Consider the following 5448-nt stretch of genomic DNA (forward strand, 5'->3'; position numbering starts at 1 on the left):
GTTTGAAGACGGAGTGCAGGTTGTTGAACAATCGGACTGGAAGGCCGCTTGATGATATTTTGCTCATACACCAGAATTGACAATAACTCGCTCTGCTAATCTGATATGAGAAAATAAAGGTCTTTGAGTATGAGCGATTATAAGGCAATTACAGCATTACTGGGTGGTCGAGGAAAACCTGATTTACAGGAAACTCTCTTAAACCCATTGCAATCTCTTCTGGAGAAGACCAATGCAGTCAGTGGTGTTCATCCAACCACCCCAAATCAACAAGCCAAACAATCCTTTGAAGGAATGGCAGACCGATTGATGGCCTGTCTTGCGCCAGCGAATCCATTAAACCTCTTTAAAAAGGGTTAATACTTCTTAAATCCTGGTCATCGGAGTTATCTCTGAAGAAATCCTTGCCGCGTAAACCCGCTATAAAAAAGAATCCGTTTGGATTTCCACGTGAAATAGATGCAGAACTAAAAAATAGACTGCAATAAGCCAGGATAATGGCATCGCTTCTTGGTTTAAAACGGCACAAACGATGATCGAATAAGAGATTATAAAGAACAGCCCACGATAAAATATAGATTGAGTAAAACGCTCCTATTTTTATTATATTCCAATTGTTATCTATGTTAGACTCGCTTTTTTTATTATGCCAACCATTCAAATGTCTATTGTGGATAGAAGTGATAACCTGACGACATCAAGGGAAACGTGTTTACAGGTATTACGATACTGGCATCAGCTCGAATGGTTTTCTCCTTTTAATTTAGATGACGCCCTATCTCGCGGTGAGCAATCCATTGATATTAGCTTAGCAACCTTACAAAGCGATAAAGCAAATCACCTACTCCCTTGGTTAAATGGCACCGGACTATTTCACTATCAATTGTATCTAATGCCTTTTGATAAAAAAGAATTATCTGCGTTGAGCATCCGTCATTTTCCACTCGAATACCAAAAGCAAAACATAATTGAAGTGGAGGAAAATCTGAATGATGAAGGCTTAACTTGCTTCGCTCGATTATTTATTGATAAAAAAGGTCTCCCAAAATGGAGTGGTTTTTCGGTATCAACCCTTCCTTGGGCCATGGGAATGTTACAATCAGGAGATTTTGACCAATTATCTCAGTCCACTTTCGACCAAGATATGAATTTGTTAAAAACTGCATTCAAAATACTAGAAGCACAATTTGAAAAATCCCAAACGGAGGTTTCTGAAGGACGGTTCGATGCCGTAATGCTTACTAATTTACTCAAAATTTTATGCCAATGGGCTCGATACTCACCAAATTTTCCTTTTGTAGTAAAAATTGAGCCCATTCCAGCAAGGCAAGACAGCCATATAAAACCGATAACCAAAGCAATATCAGCCAGTATGCCGAGTATTCCTAGTCCTCAAGAGATTGCAGCAGATGAAATTATTATTGAAAAGGATGAACCCTTACAGATCCTTAATAGTTTTTTTATCCAAGATATGGAAAGAGTATTAAATAGTTTAGCCAACACCGATCATCAGATCCTGGGATTGTATATTAATGGTTGTGAAGAAAAAATAGATATTCAAAGCGATCAACATCAATCTTTTTTATTAGATCAGTTAAAACCAAGCCAAAGCAATAGAGGACGCTGGCCTGCCCCTAAAACCAATATGATGAGCATCATGCAGCAACTTTGCATTAATCAAAGTTTTCATGCATGCACGACCCAGGCTATTGTTGCTACTAATGGTCCTCCAGGAACTGGTAAGACCACCTTATTAAAAGACATCATTGCGGAAAATATAGTACAAAGGGCTTCTGTATTGGCTGATTTTCCTTCAGTTAAAGCCTGTTTTTCTGATCGAAAAGGAATAGTAATAGGTGATGATGACATCGTTATTAATATTTTGAAACCTGAGTTGACGGGTTTTGAAATGTTGGTGGTATCTTCAAATAATACCGCGGTTGAGAATATCACCCGTGAACTACCTTTGAAAAGCAGCCTCGGGGAAGAATTTACGGAATCATGCTACTACCTAAGACAAGTAGCTGCTAAGCTTTCAGCCAATCATTACAAACAGAAAGTTGGACACGTGCAGCCCTCCTTACAACCATGGGGTTTGATCGCGGTTGCATTAGGGAATTCTGCTAATCGGGAAGAGTTTATTCAAAAATTCTTTTTTAGTCCCGATACTGGAACTGACTCAGCTCAGCGCATCCAGGCTGGTGATTATTTAAATATCTGGGAGTGGCGGACTCATTATAAAGGCTGTAGTTTTGTTCAAGCAAGAACGGCTTTTACACACGCTTTGAAAAGTGTAACTAACTACCAGCAAAAACTCCAGGAACTGGCTCTTCTTCATGAATTGATTGTTAATGATGAATGGGGGCTGAAAACAACTAAACAGAATGAGTTAGTCACGGACTTAAAACGTGAATTAGCTCAATTAGTTGGTGATAAATTAAAAGCAGAGCAATCACTAGAGGAAGTGGAGCATCATCAATGCTCTTTGTTTCGTGAGGTGACGCAGCAGCTCAGCTTGAAGCCTTCATTTTGGAAAAGGCTATTACGATCAAAAGAAATGAAATTGTTTAAGCAAGTCTTACAAAATTTACAAACCAGACGTTTGCACTTATCGGAAGCATTAGTGCAGCTACAAGAGCAAATTCAACAAATAAGAAAAACTCAAGTTGATAAACAAAATGCCTATAATGTTGCTCAAGAGTTGCTAAATCATTATAAAATGCAACAACGAGAAACAAAGAAGCGTTATGAACAATTAAAATTGAATTGTCCAGGAGTAAATATTCCTGGAAGTAGCATTACTGAAAATGATCACATTATAAGTTATTGGCAATCATCTGAGTTCAATGAGCTACGTAGTATTTTATTTATTCAGGCATTGCAACTTCACCAGGCATGGTTGGCTGAAGCACTGCAAAAGAAATATTTCACTGGTAATTTATTTGCCATTAAAGCATTATTGGAAGGAAAGCATCCATTAATATCATCTGATGAATTGGTCATATGGCAGTCTTTATTTATGATGATTCCAGTGGCTTCTTCTACCTTTGCTTCTATCGGTCGTCAGTTTAAAAATCTGGGTGCGGAATCTTTGGGGTGGTTACTTATAGATGAGGCAGGCCAAGCTATTCCTCAGGCCGCTGTTGGCGCGCTTTGGCGTTGTAAAAAAGCAGTAGTGGTAGGTGATCCGCGTCAAATTGAACCTATAATGACCGTACCGCCCCATTTAATTGAAGGAGTCGCGAAGCATCATTTTCCTGAAGTTAATCCTTGCTGGCTACCCCATAGCACATCTATTCAAAAACTAGCTGATCTAGCAAGTCCATTAGGCAGTAGGATGCAAATCAATCAACAAGAGGAATGGATAGGAATTCCTTTATTAGTCCACAGACGCTGTCTTGACCCCATGTTTTCTATAGCGAATCAAATTGCTTATGAAAGTAAAATGATTAATGCACGAAAAGTTATCGCCTCGACTAATGTCCAATTGCCAGCGAGTTTCTGGTTCGATGTCTGCGGTATTGCCAGTGATAAGCAATTTGTCCCTGCGCAAGCTGAATGTCTTCTGCATTTATTTATTTGGTTTTACAACCATGATAGGGGATTACCTCAATTATTTATCATTACCCCTTTTAAACGAATACGAAAACACCTTAGAGCTTTAATTCAAAATCAAGACCATTGGATAGATAAAATTGATCGAAATATTCCAATACCTACTAATAGTGACATGCGACGATGGTTGCATCGACACATTGGGACAGTGCATACTTTTCAGGGTAAAGAGAGCGAGAAAGTAATTTTTGTTCTGGGTGCTGATAAAGAACAAACAGGCGCCATACGCTGGGCGAGTAGTAAACCTAATTTGCTCAACGTAGCCCTAACTCGTGCAACGGATCGTATTTACATTATCGGTGATTGGGATCTATGGGCTAATAAACCATTTTTTTCTCAAGCAAGTGCCATGCTTGAAAGAAAAAAATGGGATCAGCTAGTTAATTCGTAGAGATTATTTTGTCCTCAAAGTCCCTGTTCCTGGCTGCTTCGTAATAAGTGGTTTAACCTGGCAAATAGACCAAACTCTTTAATGGGCGCCATCTTATGTAGGTAACAGTAATGGGATCCTGTTACCTACCTAATAGGATTTCTTCCTTTCTCCCAAAGCAGTTTAAGGTCATGAATTTGCGTGCATATAAAGTGAAGCAATAATCAGGCTGTCTCAATGGTCATTTTCTTCCGTAATGTATAGACTCTCCCTTACTCGGGAATCAATCCAGGTTGTTAATGGCTTGATGACTCCTGCTCTTGCGGCACTTCTACCTCAATTCAATGCAAAGGCAAGCAGATTTTTAACTGCTGTCAGCCTGGCTGCTTTTCGTTTAAAATAAAACAACGTCATTGCTGGAAAATAAGTTGTCGATGCTTAGCCGTTCCCAATACCCCGAAATCATCCATGGCCAGGCCCTCCTTAGGCAGGGGGCTCAAACTTATGCACTGCCTTTGTATGCAAGCAAAGTTTCAGCAGGTTACCCCATGGCTGCTGATGAGACTATCGACCAGACCCTACATTTAGACCGTGACCTTATTGAACACCCATTGTCGACCTTTCTTGTCATTGCCTCCGGTGACTCGATGATAAATGCGGGTATTCAGTCAGGAGATATCCTGGTTGTTGATAAAGGCATTGAGCCTGCCCATGGCCGAATAGTGGTTGCTGCTGTTGATGGCGAGCTGACAGTAAAACGGTTATGTATTGACCGCAAGGGCATGCAATTGCTGCCGGAAAATAGTTCTTATCGACCAATCCCGATTACCCCTGAGCAGCACGTGGTGATTTGGGGTGTGGTAACGCGTGTGATTGCGAAATCATGATTGAAATTGATTGCCACCTGCTATCTGAACTTGCCGTAGAGAATTTAATCATGACCCTACTTACTCGCGAGGCAAACGATTACGGTGAAGAGGAAGCTTCTTACAAGACTTGAGCAGGGGTATGCTGTGATAATTTACTCCGCTGAACAAGGGTATTGCACCATTGTTCCAGTAGAAGAGAAGCAAAAATGGCTCTCTCAAGAAAAAGCGATCGCTTAACCAGTTAGAAAATGTGGTGGATTCTTAACTTTGGTTTGATTTTCTTTAAAAAGTTATGTGACTAATAAAATCGTGCTCTATGAAGTTCATTAATGCCATATTGTGTGGATATTCATTTCAAAGGAAGGCTTCTTGCTTTTAGTAGATTAAAAAAGTATAAATTCGCCAAATTTGAAAGAATAAAATTTAATGAAACAAATTAATATAATAGGGTACGGAATTAATGTTTTAGATCATCTCACTCTTGGAGCAATCAAGGAGTTAGAGAAGAGTTATTGTCAATTCTGGTGTATGAGCAAAATATCATCAAGCGGCCTTCCAGTCCGATTGTTCAACAACCTGCACTCCGTCTTCAAA

The 5448-nt window shown here is 39.6% G+C and carries 3 protein-coding genes; all 3 read left to right on the top strand.

Annotated elements, in window-relative coordinates; translation table 11 throughout:
- The first annotated feature begins 129 nt into the window (after positions 1 to 129).
- The 3 genes from Lfee_RS01330 (at position 130) to Lfee_RS01340 (ending at position 4872) form a co-directional block, all read left to right on the top strand.
- Complete coding sequence (locus Lfee_RS01330) at positions 130 to 360, top strand: hypothetical protein (RefSeq protein ID WP_058443487.1); 231 nt, start codon at positions 130 to 132, stop codon at positions 358 to 360.
- 286 nt (positions 361 to 646) lie between these two features.
- Entirely contained in the window at positions 647 to 4006 is a 3360-nt protein-coding gene (locus Lfee_RS01335; protein WP_058443488.1) for a DEAD/DEAH box helicase, read from the top strand.
- Positions 4007 to 4419: 413 nt separating this feature from the next.
- Positions 4420 to 4872, top strand: coding sequence for a LexA family protein (locus Lfee_RS01340; RefSeq protein ID WP_058443489.1), 453 nt, complete (start codon positions 4420 to 4422; stop codon positions 4870 to 4872).
- The last annotated feature ends 576 nt before the right edge of the window (positions 4873 to 5448 follow it).

This window comes from Legionella feeleii (assembly GCF_001467625.1).
Lineage (GTDB): Bacteria > Pseudomonadota > Gammaproteobacteria > Legionellales > Legionellaceae > Tatlockia > Tatlockia feeleii.